Raw genomic sequence first — 587 nt, forward strand, 5'->3', positions numbered from 1 at the left:
ATGGTTTAAATGGTCTTTCAAACTTCTTATTGAATAAGAACTTAACTTTAACTACGTTTATTTTTGGTATTATTGAGCGATCACTTATTCCATTCGGTCTGCATCACATTTTCTATGCACCATTCTGGTTTGAATTTGGCCATTATACGAACCATGCTGGAGATTTAGTACGTGGAGACCAAAGAATTTGGATGGCACAATTGAAAGATGGCGTGCCATTTACAGCTGGCGCATTCACTACAGGTAAATATCCATTCATGATGTTTGGTTTACCAGCGGCAGCATTCGCCATTTATAAAAATGCTCGCCCAGAACGTAAGAAAGTTGTTGGAGGTTTAATGTTATCAGCAGCTTTAACTTCTTTCTTAACAGGTATTACTGAACCATTAGAGTTCTCATTTTTATTTGTGGCACCCATTTTATATGTGATTCATGTATTTTTAGCAGGTACTTCTTTCTTGGTCATGCACTTGTTAGGTGTAAAAATAGGTATGACTTTCTCCGGAGGGTTTATTGATTATATTTTATACGGTTTACTTAACTGGCATCGCACAAGCGCGCTTTGGGTTATTCCAGTAGGTATTGTG

General features: G+C 37.1%; 1 protein-coding gene. It reads left to right on the forward strand.

What is annotated here, in order from left to right; genetic code table 11:
* On the forward strand, window positions 1-587 hold a 587-nt coding region (locus HZY83_RS01005; protein WP_179942257.1), incomplete at both ends, for a PTS transporter subunit EIIC.

The sequence above is a fragment of the Gemella sp. GH3 genome (assembly GCF_013415425.1).
Lineage (GTDB): Bacteria > Bacillota > Bacilli > Staphylococcales > Gemellaceae > Gemelliphila.